At 31.7% G+C, this 20,292-nt stretch carries 21 protein-coding genes and 2 tRNA genes; 7 read left to right on the forward strand and 16 right to left on the reverse strand.

Going from position 1 to position 20,292, the window contains the following annotated elements:
- Positions 1–2 precede the first annotated feature (2 nt).
- The 15 genes from B5E87_RS08955 to B5E87_RS15575 form a co-directional block, all read right to left on the reverse strand.
- On the reverse strand, positions 3–1,373 hold the full coding sequence (locus B5E87_RS08955; protein WP_087244588.1) for a glycine--tRNA ligase: 1,371 nt from the start codon (positions 1,371–1,373) through the stop codon (positions 3–5).
- Between the two features lie 137 nt (positions 1,374–1,510).
- Entirely contained in the window at positions 1,511–2,425 is a 915-nt protein-coding gene (locus B5E87_RS08960; protein ID WP_087244589.1) for an alpha/beta fold hydrolase, read from the reverse strand.
- A 1-nt stretch (position 2,426) separates the two neighbouring features.
- Positions 2,427–4,241 carry a YgiQ family radical SAM protein gene (locus B5E87_RS08965; RefSeq protein ID WP_087244590.1) on the reverse strand — a complete coding sequence of 605 codons (1,815 nt, stop codon included), beginning with the start codon at positions 4,239–4,241 and terminating at the stop codon, positions 2,427–2,429.
- Positions 4,242–4,312: 71 nt separating this feature from the next.
- A complete protein-coding gene (recO, locus tag B5E87_RS08970; protein ID WP_224759474.1) occupies positions 4,313–5,053 on the reverse strand; it encodes a DNA repair protein RecO in 741 nt (246 codons plus the stop codon).
- A complete protein-coding gene (era, locus tag B5E87_RS08975; protein WP_087244591.1) occupies positions 5,031–5,927 on the reverse strand; it encodes a GTPase Era in 897 nt (298 codons plus the stop codon). The genes recO and era overlap by 23 nt, the downstream gene beginning before the upstream one ends.
- The gene (gene cdd, locus B5E87_RS08980) at positions 5,924–6,319 is read right to left on the reverse strand and encodes a cytidine deaminase (RefSeq protein ID WP_087244592.1); all 396 of its coding nucleotides are present in this window, start codon (positions 6,317–6,319) and stop codon (positions 5,924–5,926) included. The genes era and cdd overlap by 4 nt, the downstream gene beginning before the upstream one ends.
- Positions 6,320–6,322: 3 nt before the next feature.
- Positions 6,323–6,784, reverse strand: a complete 462-nt coding sequence (ybeY, locus tag B5E87_RS08985) for an rRNA maturation RNase YbeY (protein WP_087244593.1) — start codon at positions 6,782–6,784, stop codon at positions 6,323–6,325.
- An 11-nt stretch (positions 6,785–6,795) separates the two neighbouring features.
- Entirely contained in the window at positions 6,796–8,823 is a 2,028-nt protein-coding gene (locus B5E87_RS08990; protein WP_087244594.1) for a cysteine peptidase family C39 domain-containing protein, read from the reverse strand.
- Between the two features lie 59 nt (positions 8,824–8,882).
- On the reverse strand, positions 8,883–10,064 hold the full coding sequence (locus B5E87_RS08995) for an aspartate aminotransferase family protein (protein WP_087244595.1): 1,182 nt from the start codon (positions 10,062–10,064) through the stop codon (positions 8,883–8,885).
- A 3-nt stretch (positions 10,065–10,067) separates the two neighbouring features.
- A complete protein-coding gene (locus B5E87_RS09000; RefSeq protein WP_087244596.1) occupies positions 10,068–11,189 on the reverse strand; it encodes a M20 metallopeptidase family protein in 1,122 nt (373 codons plus the stop codon).
- Between the two features lie 9 nt (positions 11,190–11,198).
- Entirely contained in the window at positions 11,199–11,903 is a 705-nt protein-coding gene (gene dapD, locus B5E87_RS09005) for a 2,3,4,5-tetrahydropyridine-2,6-dicarboxylate N-acetyltransferase (RefSeq protein ID WP_087244597.1), read from the reverse strand.
- Entirely contained in the window at positions 11,896–12,741 is an 846-nt protein-coding gene (gene dapF / locus B5E87_RS09010) for a diaminopimelate epimerase (protein ID WP_087244598.1), read from the reverse strand. Before dapF ends, dapD begins: the two co-directional genes overlap by 8 nt.
- Before the next feature lie 199 nt (positions 12,742–12,940).
- Positions 12,941–13,786 (reverse strand): hypothetical protein, encoded by an 846-nt coding sequence (locus tag B5E87_RS09015; RefSeq protein ID WP_087244599.1) that lies wholly within the window; start codon positions 13,784–13,786, stop codon positions 12,941–12,943.
- Between the two features lie 82 nt (positions 13,787–13,868).
- Positions 13,869–14,381: a ChbG/HpnK family deacetylase gene (locus B5E87_RS09020; RefSeq protein WP_087244600.1), complete on the reverse strand. Its 513-nt coding sequence runs from the start codon at positions 14,379–14,381 to the stop codon at positions 13,869–13,871.
- Positions 14,377–14,553: a ChbG/HpnK family deacetylase gene (locus tag B5E87_RS15575; RefSeq protein ID WP_275112311.1), complete on the reverse strand. Its 177-nt coding sequence runs from the start codon at positions 14,551–14,553 to the stop codon at positions 14,377–14,379. The genes B5E87_RS09020 and B5E87_RS15575 overlap by 5 nt, the downstream gene beginning before the upstream one ends.
- 225 nt (positions 14,554–14,778) lie before the next feature.
- Here B5E87_RS15575 and B5E87_RS09030 point away from each other — a divergent pair, with 225 nt between their 5' ends.
- The 4 genes from B5E87_RS09030 to B5E87_RS09045 all read left to right on the forward strand — a co-directional run bounded on the left by B5E87_RS09030 (position 14,779) and on the right by B5E87_RS09045 (position 16,583).
- Positions 14,779–15,435 (forward strand): VanZ family protein, encoded by a 657-nt coding sequence (locus tag B5E87_RS09030; RefSeq protein WP_087244602.1) that lies wholly within the window; start codon positions 14,779–14,781, stop codon positions 15,433–15,435.
- Between the two features lie 24 nt (positions 15,436–15,459).
- Positions 15,460–16,164: a hypothetical protein gene (locus tag B5E87_RS09035; RefSeq protein WP_087244603.1), complete on the forward strand. Its 705-nt coding sequence runs from the start codon at positions 15,460–15,462 to the stop codon at positions 16,162–16,164.
- 262 nt (positions 16,165–16,426) lie between these two features.
- A tRNA-His gene (locus B5E87_RS09040) sits at positions 16,427–16,503 on the forward strand.
- A 6-nt stretch (positions 16,504–16,509) separates the two neighbouring features.
- Positions 16,510–16,583 (forward strand) — tRNA-Gly (locus B5E87_RS09045).
- 74 nt (positions 16,584–16,657) lie between these two features.
- On the opposite strand, the gene B5E87_RS09050 is transcribed toward B5E87_RS09045, so the two are convergent.
- Positions 16,658–17,014 (reverse strand): transcriptional regulator, encoded by a 357-nt coding sequence (locus B5E87_RS09050; protein WP_087244604.1) that lies wholly within the window; start codon positions 17,012–17,014, stop codon positions 16,658–16,660.
- 1,378 nt (positions 17,015–18,392) lie between these two features.
- On the opposite strand from B5E87_RS09050, the gene B5E87_RS09060 reads away from it, so the two are divergent.
- The 3 genes from B5E87_RS09060 (at position 18,393) to B5E87_RS09070 (ending at position 19,827) form a co-directional block, all read left to right on the forward strand.
- Positions 18,393–18,692, forward strand: a complete 300-nt coding sequence (locus B5E87_RS09060; RefSeq protein ID WP_087244606.1) for a matrixin family metalloprotease — start codon at positions 18,393–18,395, stop codon at positions 18,690–18,692.
- A gap of 11 nt (positions 18,693–18,703) precedes the next feature.
- Positions 18,704–19,228, forward strand: a complete 525-nt coding sequence (locus B5E87_RS09065; protein WP_087244607.1) for a hypothetical protein — start codon at positions 18,704–18,706, stop codon at positions 19,226–19,228.
- 191 nt (positions 19,229–19,419) lie between these two features.
- Positions 19,420–19,827: a hypothetical protein gene (locus tag B5E87_RS09070; protein WP_158095587.1), complete on the forward strand. Its 408-nt coding sequence runs from the start codon at positions 19,420–19,422 to the stop codon at positions 19,825–19,827.
- Positions 19,828–20,292: the final 465 nt, after the last annotated feature.

The raw sequence follows: 20,292 nt of genomic DNA on the forward strand, positions 1-20,292 counted from the left end.
TATTAAAAACGAATCTTTTTTGTTAGATAATCTACAAGTTCATGAATTGGTAAACGAATCTGCTCCATTGTATCTCGATCTCTTAATGTGACAGACTGATCATTTTCACTGTCAAAGTCAACAGTTATACAATATGGCGTTCCAATTGCATCCTGACGACGATAACGTTTTCCAATCTGTCCAGCAACATCGTATTCCACATTAAATTCCTTAGCTAACAACTGATAAACTTCCATAGCTTTATCACTTTGTTTTTTTGTAAGTGGTAAAATAGCTGCTTTTACAGGTGCCACAGCTGGATGGAAATGCATCACAAGACGTGTTTCTTTTTCCAACTGTTCTTCCTCATAAGCATCAGCTAAAACAGATAAGAATAAACGATCTGCCCCTACTGATGGTTCAATAACATATGGTAAGTATTTTTGATTCGTTTCAGGATCTAAATACTCTAGATTTTTCTTAGAATATTCCTGATGTCTACCTAAGTCATAATCTGTACGATCAGCAATACCCCATAATTCACCCCATCCAAATGGATAAAGATATTCAATATCACTCGTTGCCTTAGAATAGAATGATAATTCTTCTTTTTCATGATCTCTAAATCTTAAATTATCTGCACTTAATCCTAAGTCCAATAAAAATTGCATACATTGATTTTTCCAATAATCAAACCATTCTAAATCTGTATCTGGCTTTGTAAAGAATTCTAATTCCATCTGTTCAAACTCTCTTGTTCTAAAGATAAAATTACCTGGTGTAATTTCATTTCTAAAAGATTTCCCAATCTGACCAATTCCAAATGGAACTTTTTTACGTGATGTTCTTTGAATGTTTTTAAAATTCACAAAAATTCCCTGAGCCGTTTCAGGTCTTAAATAAACAACACTTTTGGCATCTTTGACAACACCCATATATGTTTTAAACATCAATTCAAACTCACGAATATCTGTAAAGTCTTCACTTCCACAGTTTGGACATTGAATATGATGTTCTCTAATAAATTCCATCATTTTTTCTGGTGCCCAACCATCACTATGAATATTTGGATCATAATCTTCAATCAATTTATCAGCACGATGTCTTGTTTTACAATGTTTACAGTCAATCAATGGATCACTGAATCCACCAACATGCCCACTAGCTTCCCAGACACGTGGATTCATAAAAATTGCTGAATCTAATCCAACATTATATGGTGATTCCTGAATAAAACGTTTCCACCATAATTTCTTAATATTATTTTTCATTTCCACACCTAAAGGACCATAATCCCAAGTGTTTGCAAGCCCATCATAAATTTCAGAACCCTGATAAACAAATCCTGAATTTTTTGCATGAGCAATTAATTTATCCATATCTTTGTTTGCCATATTTATACCCCTTTTTATTTATGTTTATACCTATATAAAATAGCAAAGACCTAGCACAAGCCAAGTCTTTTATTTATATATTTACTTCGTATTTATACCCTTATAGTAGTCATTTGTCAACCAACAATGAGTGTACTTTATAAATATGTCCTTTCATTTAGCCATTTCAGTATACTCTTATAAACCAACTTTTTATCTTTTTCAAACAACAAGGCATGTCGTTGCCCTGAAAAGATTTCAAATGTCAGATCCTGAAGCGGTATTTTTTTATATTTTTCAATAAGTTTTTGAATATGAGGACACATAGGATCATTTTCACCAATACCAATATATATTGATAAAAACGAAGGAATACTCATGATTGTTTTTTCAGTATTGACTTCCTGTATCATATGAATGATATCTCGATATCCTTGAACAGTATATGCAAAATGTGACATAGGATCATCCAGAAAACGTTGTCTTTCATCCTCATCACTCGTTAACCAGTCCATATCACTTGTCATGCGAATTCTTTTATTTAAACGATGACGAAGATAGCGAGAATATTGTTGTGCTTTATGAAGTGGTCCCTTCCACATCTTTAATAAACGTAAATAAATACGTTTCAAATAGAAGAAATCAACTTTTGAAGGTGTTCCCAGTAATAAAGCTCCTTCAATAAAGTCACCAAAAACAGTCATATACTTACGTATCAAAATAGAGCCTAAATCAACTCCCAGCATGAAATAAGGTGAATCAGGATACTTTTCACGAATAATCATCTGCAAATGATGCATATCTTCAATCAGATGCATAGGCCCATCATGTTCTCCAAAATATCCCTGTTCAAAATCAATTAAAGAACGTCCATGTCCAGCGAAATCACTCACTACCACCACAAAGCCTTGACTTGCTAGAAAAGAAGCAAAATGCTCATAACGTCCAGCATGTTCTCCTAAACCATGATGAATCTGCACAATGCCTTTTACACGAATCACAACTTGAGGCTCATAAACATGATAACGAATATTGATATGCATGGATGATGTAAAGAAAGCAGTACGTTTCATATCATGACCCCCTTCGTAGTGGTCGTTTTTGACCTTTTGGTTTAATTAAACATTTCTTTTGAAAACCAATTAAATCTGTTCTTTTTGCTAATGTTAAAGCTTCATAGACAAGATGATAATTTTGTGGACGACGATATTGCATCAAAGCACGTTGCATTGCTTTCTCTTTTGGTGTTTTCGCAACATAAACAGGTGTCAAATCTCGTGGATCTAACTCTGTATAATACATAGCTGTTGATAAAGTTCCAGGAGTTGGATAAAAATCCTGAACCTGTTCTGGCTGATGATGGATATCTCTTAAATATTCAGCCAATTCAATAGCACTGTTTAAATCACTACCTGGATGCGATGACATCAAATAAGGAACAAGATACTGATTTTTGTTCATCTCTTTATTGAGTCGTTTATACTTATCCACAAACTTTTCATACAGTTCACGATGAGGTTTTCCCATTTTATCGAGAACCTGATTACTGATATGCTCAGGAGCAACCTTTAATTGACCACTGATATGATGTTGAATCAGTTCTTTAAAAAATGTATCATCCTGATCATACATTAAATAATCATAGCGAATACCCGAACGAACAAAGACTTTTTTAACACCTTCTAAACTTCTTAGTTTTTTAAGTAAAGCCAAATAATCACTATGATCGACTCTTAATTGACGACATGGTTTTGGCCATAAACACTGTCTGGTCGGACAGGCTCCATGTGTCGTTTGTTTTTCACAGCTAGGAAATCTAAAATTCGCTGTTGGTCCTCCAACATCATGAATATAACCCTTAAAATCTGGATCCTGGATAATTTTCTTAGCTTCTTCAACTAACGACTCATGAGAACGTGATTGAATGATACGTCCCTGATGAAAGTTTAAAGCACAGAAATTACAGGCCCCAAAACAGCCACGATTACTGATAAGTGAAAAACGCACTTCTTCAATCGCTGGAATATAATCATAGCTTGGATGATACGTTCTTTGATAAGGCAAAGCATATGTATCATCAAACTCCATCTGTGTTAATGGGCGATTAGGGCGATTTTGTACGACATAAAATCCCTCATATGGTTCAACCAATGTTTTGGCATTATAATGATCAGTATTACGATATTGAATACCAAATGATTTGGCATATTCTTTTTTATCATGAGTCATATCAAAAAACGATGGTAACATGATATGATCATCTGGAATCATAGATAAATCCTTTGTTTTAAAAACTGTTCCATCTAAATAAGTCAAATCATGCACGTCAAGTCCTGCATCTAATGCTTCAGCAATCTCAATAATGCTGTTTTCTCCCATTCCATACATCAATAAGTCTGCATTCGCATCAATTAAAATAGATTTTCTGACTTTATCATCCCAATAATCATAATGAGCCAAACGTCTTAGACTGGCTTCAATACCACCAATCAAAATGGTTGCATCATGATAAGCTTCACGCACTTTTTGACTATAAACAATCACTGCACGATCAGGTCGATGACCCATTTCTCCATTATTAGAATAACTGTCTTTTTTTCGTCTTTTCTTGGATACACTATAATGATTCACCATTGAATCAATATTACCACTAGAAATCAAAAAGCCAAGACGTGGTTTGCCAAAACGCTGAAAATCATCCAAACGACGCCAATCTGGTTGTGCTAAAAAACACACTTTAAAACCACGACTTTCTAAAGTACGTGTAATAATCGCTGCACCAAATGATGGATGATCAACATAGGCATCTCCACTAATATAGACAAAATCAGGCTGTTGCCATCCTCTTTCTAACATTTCTTCTTTTGTTGTTGGTAAAAATTGTCCCATAACATTTCCCCTTTATATGCTCATATTATACACTAATTTGTTTTGAAGAAAAATAAAATTGTGTAGAATTTCTACACAATTTGATGAATAAAACGTGATGTTTTCAACTGAATTCCCGTATATTCTTCAATCAACGATTCCATTAAAGGCACCAACACCTGAATGGCTGATGAAGAAATATGTAAATGATCAATAGCGGTTATGGGAATCTTATGAATATGTCGAAAAGCTTTTAAAATATCCTGAGAATAGGGCTGATGATGTCCTATGTGTTTTGAACATAAAAATCCTCCATCTTCCAATGAAATAGAAACAACTTGAGGTGAACCACATAAAACACAGCCATCAACATCTAAAGATACCCCGTTATGTTCTAAAATAAAGACATTAAAAAGCAGATAAACAAGCAATGGTGGATATCCCAAATCCAAAGCATGTAAAGCTTCATATAACATTCTATATTCTTTTTCTAAAGGTTGATTATCTTCAACATAGCGATAGAAATATTCTAGAATATACTGTCCAACAATCTCACTTTCCAAATTTTCTTCAATGTGTCTAAAATAATCAAGTGGTGTAGCCTTAATCAATGTACTCATTCCTTTTTTTAAGGCAATCGTCAACTCACTTAACATCATTTCTTGACACCCACGGGCATTCTTGCTTGTCATTTTACGAATCCCACGTGCCATCACACTCATTTTCCCATATTCATGACTATAAATATGTAAAATCATATCATTTTCTTTATACGGTGTTTTCTTTAAAATAACAGCTTCAACAACTTCCTCATGAATAGTCATTTTCATCATAACCAAACTCTCTTAAATACTTTTGTTTATTACGCCAATTCTTTTCTACTTTCACAAAAAGTTCTAATGTAACTGGAGTTTGTAAAAAACGTTTCATTTCACGTCTGGCATTTTGTTTAATCTTTTTAATCATACTTCCCTGTTTACCAATAATAATAGCTTTTTGACTTGGACGATCCACAACAATCGCCGCCATGACATGAACACCATCTCCATCTTCAGTCATACTTTCAATCACAATCGCAACACTGTGAGGCACTTCTTCATGAGTAAAATATAAAATCTTTTCACGAATAAATTCTGCCATAATAAAACGTTCTGGATGATCAGTAATATGATCTTTAGGATAATACATAACCCCTTCTTTTAAATCGCTTTTGATTGTATCCATGAGATGTTCAACATTATCCCCATTTAAAGCACTAATAGGAATAATTTCTTTAAAATCAAACATTTCTTTCCATTCATTTAACTTTTGAATTAATTCATCTTTTGACAACAAATCAATCTTATTTAAAAGAAGATAAACAGGTCCATCTGCTTCCTTTAAACGACTGACAATAAAACGATCTCCTCGACCAATCTTTTCATTCGCTGGCGCAAGCAATAAGACAATATCCACACCATAAATGCTATTTAAAGCATTGGTATTCATAAAAGATCCTAAACCATCCTGTGGTTTATGAATCCCTGGTGTATCCATAAAAATAATCTGCGCTTCATCATCTGTATAAATACCTTGAATCGTATTACGTGTCGTTTGTGCTGTTGATGATGTAATCGCTAATTTTGTTTTTAAAATATGATTCAATAATGTTGATTTTCCAACATTAGGGCGTCCAACAATACTTACAAATCCTGATTTAAATGTCATAAACTCTCTCCTGTAAATGCACGAGGTAATAACTCCTGCATATTTGTGACTTCATAATAATCTTTACTTCCTAAAATAATAGGTGTAAGGGGATCTAACAATTCAGCCAAAACCTGACGGCAGGCTCCACATGGTGAAATAAGTGGTGAACAGTCACCAACAATGGCTAGTGCTGCAATATCATCCTGGCGATAGCCTTGACAATAAGCCTGAAACACAGCATTACGTTCAGCACACATTGTTGAACCATAAGCCGCATTTTCAATATTTGTGCCATAAATTTTTTGTCCATTTTTCAACAATAAACAGGCCCCCACACGAAAATGAGAATAAGGAACATATGCATTTTGCGAAGCTTTGAATGCTTCATCAACAAGTTCTTGATAATCCATATTCTAACCTCTTTCTATTCCTAACTGATTTAAAATATCTTTTTGTAAAGCTAACATTTCTTTTTCATCATCTTCATTCATATGGTCATAACCAAGCAAATGTAAAAGTCCATGTGTCATTAAAAAGCACATTTCACGTTTTAATGAATGTCCATATTCCTGTGCCTGCTGACAGGCATGTTCATATGAAATGAATATATCCCCTAAGCTTCTTGGCATACCGGCCACATAATATTGTTCATTATCTTCTAATGCAAAACTGATCACATCTGTTGCACGATCAATATGACGATAATCACGATTCATCTGATGAATCTGTTCATCATCAACAATCACACATGATAATTCTACATCATCATCAATCTGCAATGTCTGTAATGTTGTTTCAATAATTTTTCGAAAAACAGCTTCATAATCTTCCTGACATAAATGCTTTTCATCTTCATATACAAAATCAATATTCATCTTCTCACCCTTTATTTCTTTATTTTTCCTTTTTCAATTATAACACATTCCATATTCTTGTTCACTATCTTTGTTTGATGGTTAATCATAATATAAATTTTTCCTTCATCATTTTTCATCAGATAACGTAAAATTTTATTTGCTAAACGTGTATCCATATGTGAAAAAGCCTCATCTAAAATCAGCACATCCCAGTCACGACACAACATGCGAATCAATGCGACAACCTGTCTTTGTCCAAGGGATAGTGGATATCCATTTTCTGACAAGACAATATGCATCATATCATTTAAACTTTCCTGTCCAAATGTTTTTAAATAGAATTGTATTTTCTTTTCATCCTGACATAGAAAATTATCTTGAAGTGTCATATGTAAAAATGTTGGCGTTTCATTTAAATATCCAATATGTTCATATAAAGAAGCCAAATCAATCTGCCTCAATTCTAAATCATTGATATAAATATCACCCTGATATGCTAAGTCTTCTGCTAATAATAACTTTAAAAGGGTTGTTTTTCCACTACCTGTAATACCTTTAATCCACAGATGATGTTGGATATTTAAATCAATATGTTCTAAAACTGGCAACTGATAACCATAAGCATAAGTGACATCATCATAACGAATAGATGTAATCGGTTGATCAAGAGTACATTTTGATTTCTCTAAATCAACTTCAAAATTCTTATACTTATCATAAATCAAACTGACCTGTTTATACTGACTGGCTAAAGCAACCATATTTAAAACCGGCTGAATGCAATAAGAAACCAGCATATAAAACATGATCAACTGTCCCATTGTAATATGTTGAAGATGAAAAAGATAAAATCCTACCAATAAAACAATACCATAACATAAAACAATCAAATATTGAATTAAAGACTGAAATTGATTTAAAAATAAGGCTTGTCTTTCTTTTAATAAAGCTTCATCTAAATAGACATGATAACTTCTTTCACGTTGTCTTTGAAACAAATGAAAATAGCGAATTAAAGAATGATTATCGATCAATTCTAACACATGATGTCTAAAAAGATAATGTGCTTCTAAATAATTTTTATTTATGCTTTGAAAATCTTTTAATCGAAAATAACTGATGACACATATGACTATAAAAGTCACTGCTACAATCAAGGCTAACCAGATATTCAATAAACACATACCCACAAATAAAACAACAAAGAATAAACCATCTAAAAAGAATTTCTCAAAACACTCCAGACTCATTTCTGTCAAATCAAAAAGACTTAATAATTGACTTTGAATCACACCATGATCCTGATAAAAAAATGAATGTGACTGTTTCAACATATTCATAAGTGACTGAAAAACATAATCTTCATCCATAGCCTTTTGGAGATGAATCATTTCTTTCATTTTTAATTGTGTCATATATGTACGTATGCATTCTAAGGTTGTATAAGCCATCGCTAATATGGCCATATAGAAAAAGGCAGTTTTCAAATGAATATAATCAATCAGAATCTGAAAAAAATAACTGCTGCCATAACCAATAACCGCAATCCATAGACCTTTCCATATCAAAGATATCATATAACGCTGATAAGCAAAAAAGGTATCTTTTAAAAATTGTCTATAACTTTTATAATGAAGCTGAGGAACACGTCCCACATGTTTAATCACAATGACTCTTTGCCCATAATGTTCATTCATCTCTTCTATGTACATTTTGACTAATCCTTTTGCTGGATCACCAATGATATACTCTTCATCTTTGATCTCATATAACACAACAAAATGTCCTATTCCATCATAAATCATATATAAAATACATGGACACTTCACTTCTCTAACAACATCTTCTAAAGTAGCTTCATAGGCTTTGGCTTCAATCTGATAACTTTTTAAACATTCAATCATACCTCTTATAGAGATTCCATTTTGATTTAATCTGGCTTTTTTCTTTATATTTTTGATTTCATCATAAAAATGATAATATTTTAAAATCATATCAATACAATAAGCTCCACACGACTTTTCTTCATCTTGTAATTCAATTGGATATTTATGCATAGAAAAACCCCCTTACTTCTATATACGCAAAAAGTAAGGGGTTTTTCTTTTTTTTATGATCATTTTTTTAAAATTTTTTTCAATTTCTCAATAAATTCATCAACATGTTGTGGAGTGATAATCAGTGGCGGTAACATACGAATCACATTGCTGCCAGCTGTTACAACAATAACACCATCATTTAATAATGCTTTCACAACACTTTTCGCTTCTTGATTCAATACTAATCCTTGCATCAAACCAAGTCCACGACGTTCTATCACGCAATCAAACTGATCAACAACTTCATCTAAACGTTGAATGAGATACTGCGAAACTTCCTGAACATGTGGTAGAATCTGATCTTTTTCTAAGATGTCAAAAACTGTTTTGACTGCCATACAAGCAAATGGATTACCACCATATGTACTTCCATGATCTCCTGGTTCCATAGCTTGTGCCCATTTTTTATTAGCCACAAACGCACCAACTGGAATTCCACAGCCAATTCCTTTTGCCAGACACACAATATCAGGTAAAATATCATATTGGAAATAAGTCATGATTGTTCCTGTTCGCCCCATACCACATTGAACTTCATCTAAAATCAGACAAATATCATGTTCATTACATAAAGCTCTTAAATCTTGCATGAAGGCTTTATCACAAGGATAAACACCACCTTCACCTTGAACAGGTTCCACAATAATAGCTGCAGTACGTTCATTAATGAGACTTTTGACACTTTCGATATCATTTAATGTGGCATAACAGACACCATCAATGAGTGGTCCAAAGGCTTTTTGATAAGCTGGATTCCCTGTTAATTTGACAGAACCTGTTGAACGTCCATGAAAAGAATGATGAAATGATATAATCTCACTATCTGCTTTACCATGTTTTAAATAATAATATTTTCTAGCCAGTTTTAAAGCGCCTTCTGTTGCTTCTGTTCCTGAATTACAGAAAAAGACGGCTTCTAACTGTGTTGCTTTTTTGACAGCTTCAGCTGCTTCTACAGCAATTGGTGTATAAAAATAATTTGATACATGTGTTAATGTTGCCATCTGTTTTTGCATAGCTTCAACATAGGCAGGATAATGATATCCTAATGAATTGACCCCAATACCTGCATAAAAATCTAAATATCGACGTCCATTTGTATCATATAAATAAACACCTTCACCTTTTTCTAAAACAACATCATAACGACCATAAGCTTTTAAAAAAGCATTTTCCCCTCTTGTATACCAATCTTCCACAATTTATACCCCCTTTATATTTCTAGCCAATTTCTCATATAAATCAACTGCCGTTTCTAAAACTTCTTCATGAAAATTAAACGTTTCCGTATGTAATCCACTTTGATATTCCTGACATTTTGTACCTACAAAAAAGAATACCCCAGGAATTGCTTTTTGATAAAAAGCAAAGTCTTCAGCTAACATCAATGGTTCATCCAATTCAATATATGTCGATGGATCCACACATGCTTTCAATTGTTGATACAATGATTGATGATTCATCACTGGTGGATACATAGGTGGACAACTCCATTCAATCTGACAGTTATAACTTTTCATTAAACCATCATGAATAGCTTGTATTTCCTGTGTCATTTTATGAAAAAGAGATTCATCATAACAGCGTAATGTTCCATGCATACAAGTTTGTGTAGCGACACTATTACGTGCTGTTCCACCATGTATTTCCCCAATATTGAAAATAACTGGTGAAAACGGTGAAATATGTCTGGAAATCATTGTCTGATATTGCATATAGGCATGGTTAGCAATCATGATACTGTCAATACCTTCCTGCGGTAATCCTGCATGTGCTCCTTGTCCATGAATGGTCACATCCATTTCACCACACATAGCCATTAACGGTCCACTTTTACAGGCAATTTTGCCTTCCTCAATCATTGGCATTAAATGCATTCCAAAAATAGCTTTCACATGATATTTTTCTAAGACACCCGATTCTACAACCAGACGTGCTGCGCCTGGTGATTCTTCAGCAGGCTGAAACAACAAAAGAATATTATAGTTCAATGGTTCTTTGATTTCTTTTAAACGTTTCGCAAAACCTAATAAGGCACTCATATGTCCATCATGACCACAGGCATGCATACAGCCTGGATGTTTTGAAACATAATCCACCTGATTTTTTTCATGAATAGGCAAACCATCAATATCACTACGAAAAGCCAAAGTTGACTGACAACCATAATCAATATAAACAAGCGTTCCTGTTTCGATAATACTTTCCCAATGATATCCCATCTGTTCTAATTCATGACGTAAATACTCTGCCGTCTGATATTCTTTTAAACCTAATTCGGGAATCTGATGTAAATCTCTTCTCCAGCGTTTGACATCTTCCATAATCTCACCTTAAATTTTTCTTAAATCATCCATTAACTGTGTCTTTTCTTTTGTTTCATCTGTTTTTTCTTCTTTAATGATACGTGCTGGATTTCCTGCAACAACAGCTCCAGCTGGCACATCATTCAAGACAATACTTCCAGCTCCAACAACAGCACCTTTACCAATACGAACACCTTCTACAACAACTGCATTCGCACCAATTAAAACATCATCTTCCAAAACAACGGGTTTGGCACTAGGTGGTTCAATAACTCCTGCTAAGACTGCTCCAGCTCCAACATGGCAGTGTTTTCCAACTTCAGCACGACCACCTAAGACAGCTCCCATGTCAATCATTGAACCTTCACCAATTTTAGCACCAATATTAATGACAGCCCCCATCATAATCACGGCATTATCTTCAATTGTCACATTTTCACGAATAAATGCTCCAGGTTCAATACGTGCATTAATATTTCGCATATCTAACATAGGTATAGCACTATTACGACGATCTTGTTCTAAATAAGTTTCTGTAATTTGATCTTGATGAGCTTCTAAATATTTTTGAACATTATCCAAATCACCAATCAAAACACGACTTGTTTCTGTTCCAAATACTTTGATAGAGTCATCTATTGGTAAATCATGTCCATTAACATAAACCTTTACAGGTGTCTGTTTCTTTGCATCTCTAATATATTGAATAATTTCTTGTGCTGTACTATACATTCTTAAAATCCTCCTCATTCATTATTCCTTCAAAAACTGTTCTGGCTGGTCCTTCCATGAAAATATGTCCGTCCTGATATTGAATATTTAAAATACCACCTAAAAGTTCCACATCAACCTGTGAGTCACATAATCCATTGACATAGCTGGCATACATGACGGCACAGGCTCCCGTTCCACAGGCCATTGTTTCTCCCGATCCTCTTTCCCAGACACGCATCTTTAAATGCTGGCGATCAATCACCTGAACAAACTCAGTATTGACTGATTCAGGAAACATTTCATTTTTTTCAAAATATGGACCTATCTTTTCAATTTCAAAATCAAGCTGATCAACATATGTTACAACATGGGGATTCCCCATAGAAACAGCTGTACAACGATAAATATGATGATTGATGTTTAAAGGTTCATCAACCATTTGTTCCTTATTAAAAAGACAAGGTATATCCTGCGTATTCAAAGACGGTTGACCCATGTCTACTTTGACTGACTGCACTGTTCCATTTTCAACATGTAACCAGACTCTTTTGACCCCAGCCAATGTTTCAATTTCCAAATAAGTTTGATCTGTTAAATGATGATCATAAACGAATTTAGCAAAACAGCGAATCCCATTCCCACACATCTTTCCTTCACTACCATCACGATTAAACATACGCATGAAAAAATCATATTTTTGTGAAGGTAAAATCACAATCATACCATCACTACCAATACCAAAATGACGATCACTGATGCGGGTAATAAACTCAGGTGTCATATCCACTTTTTGATGGATTCCATCTACATAAATATAATCATTTCCTAGTCCTTCCATCTTTGTAAATTTCAGCATTTTTTCACCTCTATCTTTTTGAAATATATTAACATTTTTTTGATATAATGAAAAGTCTTTTGAAATATTTGCATATATTAAAAATAAGGTGAGTCTATGAAATATATGTTTAAAAAAATCAATCAAACGATTTCTATTTTATTAATTGTTTTATTACTCATGATTATCTATTATCATAGTGTATATTAAAAATAACGGCTTAGCCGTTATTTTTATCTGTATGATCTTGTGGTTGTTTTTGATCCTGTTCTATTATCTGTTCTTGTTGAATTGTTTCTGTTTGTGTATCTGGCGTAGACTCTACAGGTTGATCCAATTGAGAATCTATATTGTCTTCTATCAATGTTTGTTTTGTTTTCTTTTTATTTTTTAAAACAAACACAACAATTCCAATAATAACTAATGCCCCAATTCCAATAAAAATAAATGTCATATCCATACCAGCTGATTTTGGTGATGAAATTACGATTTCATTTGTTGCATGAGACTGGCTTACTAATTCTAAAAGATCAATTTTCACATTTTGTCCATCAACAGTTCCTACATTAGATGTTGCTTTCCCTGGCATTTTGACATTAATAACCATTTCTAAACCTAATGCTTTCATCTTATCTACAGAGTAATCTGCTGATTGTAATAATTGAGAATCCATTTGTTGACTGAGATCTTCCATTGGTAATTTAAGAACTATACAATCCTTACCATCAATGGTTTCTTCAGTAATGTTCACTCCCATTTCATCTGCTGTTGAAGCTAACCCTTCCATACGTACACCAACCCAATTTGATGCATTGATTGTTTCTTCAATTGATGTCACTTTGACATTTTTTGTTTCTTCTGAAGATAACATCTGTTCTTTCATTTGTTCAACAAATTCTTCTTTTGTCATTTGCGAAGCTGTCAAAGCACTTTCTTCCATCAAAAAGTCCATAGATGTATTGACACTTTTATCAGCATTGACTTCAAGATTGATTGTCATTTTCATACATCCTGTTAATAAGAAAACAGCTAATAACAACGACAACGTTTTTAATAGTTTTTTCATAGATATTCTCCTTCCCTATTTTCATTGTAACATAATCCAACAAAATATGGGATTTTTTATCATGACATTTTCAAATTCATTTTTATATGTTTCCAAAATGAATGAATTCAATAGAATGCTCTTGTATAAATCCCATAACTCTTGGATCCATTAATGTTGCCAATTCTTTTGCCCTTTGGATATTATAACTGCTTAATTCTAATAAAGTTTGATCAACATAAGCTGGATGCAAAGCAAATTCAACACTTTCTCTTTGTTCTTTTAAACTTTGATTCAATAATTCCAGTAACATTTCTACAGTCCCATGATCATAAAAATCCGGAATATGGCATGGTGCATAACGAATACCATTTTGTGCTAAAATAGCTTCTATTTCCTGTGTTTGAGCACGCATCGGTAAATTGTATTTTTGAGCCAGTTTCATAGCTGCCTTTAATTGTTTAGGTGTTGTACAAACATGAAAATCAATATGATCGGGCTGTAAACCTGTTGCTAAAAACTTATCCATTTGAGCCTGATATTCCAAATCAAGTTCACTTTGATCACTCTTTTCAATGATCTGTGGATCACGATAAAAATGATCATTTTCATCAATTTAATGTTTTTAATCCTTTCACAATTGAATATTGCGCTGTTGTAACGAGGTGAATCCCCACATGTAATAAATCAGGATATTGTTTCATCAACGAAACAGCATGATCAAAACCAGGCATATTGACCATTAAACTTGTTGAAGTCAAAATCCCCTGTTGAAATCCTTCTAAAATAGCTCAATTAACACCTTTTGAAAAACCAAAATCATCTGCATTCATAATTACTTTCATTATAAGTCCCTCCATCTTTTATATATATTTTATCACAACATTAAGACAATCACTATCTGCTTACATCATATCACACGTAATTTTGACAGAATGATACAAAAATGATTTTTGATATATGACTTATATATGTTATAATGTTCACCAACACATGAGTAAAGGAGAATATAAATGCGATTATCTGAATTTTTAAGATTAGCAATTCCTTCAGTTGGAGTAGCCTGCTTTATTGTAGGTATTCTGGCTATTGTTTATTTGGCTTACATCTTCAAATCAAAAAAATATCAACAAACACCGCTAGACATCAAAAAACTTATTTATAGAGGATTATTGATAGGCTATATCTTAGTTGTCATAATAGCAACGCTAGGTCGTCCAAGCTATTCCTTTGATATGAAAGCCAGCACTGAATTATTCAGCTCATATAGACTCGCTATAAATCATTTTGACATGCGTGAATGGCGTAATATCATTTTAAATATATGCATGTTTATACCTCTAGGATTCTTATTACCGCTTGTATCTTCAAAAATGAAGCATTGGTGGATGACTTACATAGCTGGAATCCTTTTGACACTGTGTATTGAACTTACACAATTGTTAACCAATCGTGGTATATTTGAAATAGATGATATTTTGAATAATGCTTTAGGATGTATGATAGGTTTTGGGTTCTATTCTCTAGGACGTTACATCTATCAAAAATATAAAAAGCATCAAACAAATATGATACATACATTTATGGCTCAAATACCTCTCCTATTAACAATCATTGCTTTCTCTACTATATTTATTTCCTATTCTAAACAGGAATTAGGTAATCTGTAACAAAACTATTATAAAACTGTTGATATGTCACATATTGAAGTGACTAGTCTTGTTCCATTATCTGATGAGACATCTTTGCAAGATGTTTATAAAACCAAACAGTATACACAAGATGAATGTTATGATATCATTCAACCTTTTTTCAACAAGTATGGATTAACTATTGATGATACTCAAACAGATATCTATGATGAAACTATTTATTTCTATTCTCAAAATAGAGAAATCCTAGCCAATATTGATTATAGTGGTGGAACTTTCCATCTTTGGTATACCAATGAATCAGATACACCACAAGACAATTTAACTGAACAAGAAGTTAAAGACATTATTCAAAAAGAAGGCATCCAGATTCCTCAACAAGCCACTTTTACATCATTAGATGATGGACAGTACATATTTGAAGTTCAAGATATCGTTGATCATCAATACCTCAATGGCTCTATTTCTTGTCAAATCAACGCAAATAAATCGTTTATCTCTTTAGGTTATGATTTAAAAACCTATGATTCTTATAAACAATTTCCAATCATTTCTCAACAACAGGCTTTTGAACTTATAAAAGATGGAAAATTCAATCAGGATTGGATGATGAGTTTGGATCAGGAAATCATTATCCATTCTGCTAACCTCGTCTATGTTGAAGATTCTAAAGGTTTCTATCAGCCAGTCTATTTATTTGGAATAGAAAACGATCAAATCATCTACATTCCTGCTATTCAATCATAACGCAAAAAAATGATGAATTCTTCATTGAGATATGATCCCTATATAAAGAAGACATCATTTATATATCACGATTACATATTTCAAACTATTTAACAAACTCTCATTTCTTATATAACTATCAAATTTTAACGAGATTCTCACTTATAACACTTCTTATTTTCATACTCAAATAAAATAATTTTGAAAAAATAAAAAAATAACTTTACAAATGCTTTAAAATCTTATATACTTGTATTTGCCTGATTGAGGTATACAAGATCTGGCGGTCGTGGCGAAGTGGTTAACGCACCGGATTGTGGCTCCGGCATTTCGTGGGTTCGATTCCCATCGACCGCCCCAGAGTATGCGGGTGTAGTTCAATGGTAGAACTTCAGCCTTCCAAGCTGACTACGTGGGTTCGATTCCCATCACCCGCTCCATATGTAAAGTTAAACTCCTTATGAAAATAGGGAGTTTTTTATATTCTTTTTATTCATCATCATAAGCTCTTACATTATTCAACGGAAAAATCATTAGTAACAGGTTGATTATCAATAATATTTTCTTTTTCATTTTCGATTCTTTCCTTTTCTATCACTGTTTTTAGTATTTCAACGTATTTTATGAATTCGTTTCTTCCATAGTCTGTCAAATGATATGTTGTTAATGGTTTATCATTGTAAATTCTTTTGTGTTTTAAAATGAACTGACTTTGAATGAGCTTATTAAGATGTGTTGCCATATTGCCATCACTACAATTACATATCTCTTTTAATTGTCTATATGAAAGATCACTTTTATACAAACTAGCAATAATCTGTAAACGTATATTTGACTCAAATGCTTTAGATTGTTCAGATATGTTGTTCATTGTTCTCACCTCCCATATATAGCACAACAAATAAATTCGATAGAATGCAAGCTATTAGATATGTTTTGATAATGTCTATTAATGAAAACAATGTCTGTGTAAACAAAGAAATATTCGTCAATGTAGGGAAATATATTGAGTATAAAAAGCTAAATATTAAATATACAATATTTATTCCTATGATCCAAAGAATATATCTCTGTCTTATATAGTAATGTATGTAAAATAACATGATAATGTTGATAATCATAGACATTGGAAAAGTCAAGTAAAAGGTAAAAAGGAAATCAGCATTTATATAAGTCATTATGCAGCTCATAATTTGTTCTGAAGAAATAAGCAAAGGAAATATGAACCAAGTTTTTAAAAATTTCCTTTCCTGTAATGAAATTACTTTGTTGATTGATTTCCATAATAGAATTAAAAGAATACAATTGAAACCAATTTGACATGAGTTCTTTATTGGATAATAAAAAGAAAAATTGTAGAGCTGATAATATATATTGATATTATCAATGATAAAACAAAATACTGAATATAGAGATAATCCCATTATCCAAAAAGCAAAGACTTTTTGGATATAATGACATGATATTTTTTTATTCAAGAGATAATCTACATCATCCTGTACCTGTGATATTAATGATAATTTTTCAGATGCTTTCATAAAAATAATTCTCCTTTGTTCTTATAAAATCTTAAGGCATTATTAAGATTTTTTATGAAACATTTACTGTAATAAGTATAGCATAAATTTGTAAAAAAAAAGAACTTATCAAAAAATATAATCATTATATTAAAAGAACTTTTAAATTAAAAGTATATATGATAAACTAAATATAGAAAGTCATACATTTAATTGTTATCACTATAATATTTTAATGGTTTAGATATATGTATAATATTTAATATATATTATTTTGTATTATTATGACAGTTAGTCTATTTAGAATTGACTTTTATTAGTTAGTTATAAAAGAAGGTGATTCCAATGTATAAATGTATGACCATAAAAGTAAATGAGTTAAATATATAACACAATATTTTATAATTACCCATATTATAATCTCTGTTTTGTATTTTATGAATAATCATAAATTTTAGAGTGTAGTCAATATTATAAAATAAATTTACAAGAAGTTACAATATATATTATCGAATATAATAAAATATAGCAAAATCTTTATATTTACATTTATAATTACATTTTTAACTTTCATTTCATCAAATCATATCGTTAATGCCTTAACACCTAAAATATCAAAAACATGCAGCCCATTATGTAATAAGCTCTTCTGTCAAATATGGAAAGAAAAACTTTAAACTTCAATATACTAAAAATGGAAGTACAAATTGGACTACTTCTATTAAAAATGGTATGAAACAATGGAATGACGAAGGTGCAAGCATCAGTTTAGAGACTTCTACTTATAAAATAGAAAGTAAAGCTTATGATACTGCTTCATGGGCCGGAAACACTACAAAATACACAATATATTTAAACGATTCAGCAGTTAAAAATGATACACAGAGATCAGAAGTAGTTGCTCATGAATTAGGACATACATTAGGGTTAGGACATGTAAATTGGCAAAGTGAATTGATGCGTTCAACTGGTTTAAAAGGTTCAGCTAGTCTATATGCTGGAGACATTACTGGTTATCATAAAATATGGTAGGAGGAGATTGTATGAAAACAGTACTAAAAAAATGGAAAGTTTTAATCGTTTGTCTTACAGCTATTATATTTGTTTTTATAATATTTATATTTTATTCCCATAATAAGCAAGTAACTGTTGTAAAACATATCCCTGATAATTCTACTGCAAAAATAGTAGGAGATTATTTAGACGAAGATGATCTTATTAAAGCACCTTATATTCTTGAAGGTACAGTAACTGATATCAGTCCATCTTTTGAATATGGAGGCATTCCATTTGTTAAAATAACATTTCATATTAATGATATATTATACTCTCAATCCGAATTAAAAGATAGCATTACAATTTTAAGAGAACAAGAAATGTTTACACCTCTTGAGAAAAATCAACAATATATACTCTATCTCTATGATTATGAAGGACCTATCGCTTCTCAAGTAAAAATGATTTGTGGTGGAAATTTGGGAGCATATGAAATTGTGAAAGAAGAAGTGACTAATGCAAGTCAGTCAATAGAAGAATATAAACAAGAGGTGAAAAAAGCTCTAAAATAATAGACTCTTTTGTACAAAATCGTTATTTTTAAATTATTATTAAAGTATAGATTCATTAGCGTAAAATCATAATTATTTTTATTGAATAATATATAAGAATACTTTGAGGAGGTAAAAGTGTGAAAATAAAGAAAATGATACCAATAATTCTATTGGTGGTATTCACTATAGTGATTATTTTTGTTAGCTTTATGAAAAAAAATAAAGAAATTAATGAAACACTTTCAATTGGAACCGAGTATGGAGTCCAAGTAAATGATAAACAGCTTTATACTTTTACTATCAATAATATATCAAAAGTACAGACATATTCTGATTGCGAAATCGTTATCATAGATTTCACTTATAAAAACAATAATATTGAAGATAATTTTATAATTAATCAAAAGAATTTCGATGTGGTTGATGATTCAAATCAACAAATTGAATATATTGATTGTTCATTGATTCATAATAAGCCTAGAATAATAAAGAAAAATCAAACATATTCAGCTCAATTAGCATATTCTATTCATAAAAATACAAAGGAACTTTTTTTAAAATTCCATACACAATATACAAATGACACTGCGTTATTTCAGCTTCCAGTATATAGATGATAAAAGTCAATATTATAATTGGATTTCAAAAACATAATACGAGTGGGATATTTATTATAGCCACAATTATAATCAATGTTGTTGATCAATAATATGGCTTTTTCATTTTACGCTTACGATTATAATGCAGATACAAAGAAGGAAACATTTGTAAAATGGATTACCTATAAAGTTAAACCCGTCAATAGAAGTACATGCTGGTATATTTCCTGTGATATAAAGCAAGAATGGTAATGGTTTGATAATAACTGTTATAGTACAAGGACATAACTATAATACTAGAGTTACAAATCCTGTATATAAGTTTATTAAAAATGTATGATAATAACTCTATCATAGTTTAATGTGAGTATTTCACTAAAAAGATGACACCGTTTCACTCATTTGATGACGTCATCACACTAGTGTGATGATAAAATAGTCATTATAGATTTGACCATAGTGGCATCTTTTTATTAATCCTTT

Source organism: Massilimicrobiota sp. An142, from assembly GCF_002160725.1.
In the GTDB taxonomy this organism is placed as follows: domain Bacteria; phylum Bacillota_I; class Bacilli_A; order Erysipelotrichales; family Coprobacillaceae; genus Allocoprobacillus; species Allocoprobacillus merdigallinarum.

Excerpts from the sequence above, each read along its gene's own strand:
- B5E87_RS08955 (WP_087244588.1), bottom strand. The coding sequence starts at position 1,373 with ATGGCAAACAAAGATATGGATAAATTAATTGCTCATGCAAAAAATTCA.
- B5E87_RS08960 (WP_087244589.1), bottom strand. The coding sequence starts at position 2,425 with ATGAAACGTACTGCTTTCTTTACATCATCCATGCATATCAATATTCGT.
- B5E87_RS08965 (WP_087244590.1), bottom strand. The coding sequence starts at position 4,241 with ATGGGACAATTTTTACCAACAACAAAAGAAGAAATGTTAGAAAGAGGA.
- recO (WP_224759474.1), bottom strand. The coding sequence starts at position 5,053 with ATGATGAAAATGACTATTCATGAGGAAGTTGTTGAAGCTGTTATTTTA.
- era (WP_087244591.1), bottom strand. The coding sequence starts at position 5,927 with ATGACATTTAAATCAGGATTTGTAAGTATTGTTGGACGCCCTAATGTT.
- cdd (WP_087244592.1), bottom strand. The coding sequence starts at position 6,319 with ATGGATTATCAAGAACTTGTTGATGAAGCATTCAAAGCTTCGCAAAAT.
- ybeY (WP_087244593.1), bottom strand. The coding sequence starts at position 6,784 with ATGAATATTGATTTTGTATATGAAGATGAAAAGCATTTATGTCAGGAA.
- B5E87_RS08990 (WP_087244594.1), bottom strand. The coding sequence starts at position 8,823 with ATGCATAAATATCCAATTGAATTACAAGATGAAGAAAAGTCGTGTGGA.
- B5E87_RS09000 (WP_087244596.1), bottom strand. The coding sequence starts at position 11,189 with ATGGAAGATGTCAAACGCTGGAGAAGAGATTTACATCAGATTCCCGAA.
- dapD (WP_087244597.1), bottom strand. The coding sequence starts at position 11,903 with ATGTATAGTACAGCACAAGAAATTATTCAATATATTAGAGATGCAAAG.
- dapF (WP_087244598.1), bottom strand. The coding sequence starts at position 12,741 with ATGCTGAAATTTACAAAGATGGAAGGACTAGGAAATGATTATATTTAT.
- B5E87_RS09015 (WP_087244599.1), bottom strand. The coding sequence starts at position 13,786 with ATGAAAAAACTATTAAAAACGTTGTCGTTGTTATTAGCTGTTTTCTTA.
- B5E87_RS09030 (WP_087244602.1), top strand. The coding sequence starts at position 14,779 with ATGCGATTATCTGAATTTTTAAGATTAGCAATTCCTTCAGTTGGAGTA.
- B5E87_RS09035 (WP_087244603.1), top strand. The coding sequence starts at position 15,460 with ATGTCACATATTGAAGTGACTAGTCTTGTTCCATTATCTGATGAGACA.
- B5E87_RS09050 (WP_087244604.1), bottom strand. The coding sequence starts at position 17,014 with ATGAACAACATATCTGAACAATCTAAAGCATTTGAGTCAAATATACGT.
- B5E87_RS09060 (WP_087244606.1), top strand. The coding sequence starts at position 18,393 with ATGAAACAATGGAATGACGAAGGTGCAAGCATCAGTTTAGAGACTTCT.
- B5E87_RS09065 (WP_087244607.1), top strand. The coding sequence starts at position 18,704 with ATGAAAACAGTACTAAAAAAATGGAAAGTTTTAATCGTTTGTCTTACA.
- B5E87_RS09070 (WP_158095587.1), top strand. The coding sequence starts at position 19,420 with ATGAAAAAAAATAAAGAAATTAATGAAACACTTTCAATTGGAACCGAG.